1 rRNA gene is annotated in these 670 nt (G+C 56.4%); it reads left to right on the top strand.

The features are described 5' to 3' along the window. Positions 1-670: ribosomal RNA gene (locus tag ACFFQA_RS38000) — 23S ribosomal RNA — on the top strand; the annotation flags it as partial.

Genomic DNA, 670 nt, shown 5'->3' with positions numbered 1-670 from the left:
TTAAGGGCATACGGTGGATGCCTTGGCACCAGGAGCCGATGAAGGACGTGGAAGGCTGCGAAAAGCCTCGGGGAGCTGCCAATCGAGCTGAGATCCGAGGGTATCCGAATGGGGAAACCTAACTCCAGTCATGTGGGGTTACCCGCACCTGAATATATAGGGTGTGTGGAGGGAACGCGGGGAAGTGAAACATCTCAGTACCCGTAGGAAGAGAAAACAACCGTGATTCCGTGAGTAGTGGCGAGCGAAAGCGGATGAGGCTAAACCGTGCACGTGTGATACCCGGCAGGGGTTGCGTGTGCGGGGTCGTGGGACCTACTGGACTAGTCTGCCGGCTGGTCGTGGAGTAAGAAAATGCTGTGGTTAGCGGAACGCGTCTGGAAAGCGCGAGCGTAGAGGGTGAGACTCCCGTACGTGAAAGCCCGGCATCTCCATGGGTAGTTATCCCAAGTAGCAGCGAGCCCGTGAAATTCGCTGTGAATCTGGCGGGACCACCCGCTAAGCCTAAATACTTCCTGGTGACCGATAGCGGACGAGTACCGTGAGGGAAAGGTGAAAAGTACCCCGGGAGGGGAGTGAAAGAGTACCTGAAACCGTGTGCCTACAATCCGTCAGAGCCTTCGGGTGATGGCGTGCCTTTTGAAGAATGAGCCTGCGAGTTAGTGGTACG

The sequence above is a fragment of the Allokutzneria oryzae genome, assembly GCF_042429765.1.
Lineage (GTDB): Bacteria > Actinomycetota > Actinomycetes > Mycobacteriales > Pseudonocardiaceae > Allokutzneria > Allokutzneria oryzae.
Note: the sequence above shows the minus strand (reverse complement) of the source record. Positions and strands in the feature narration are given on the sequence as shown.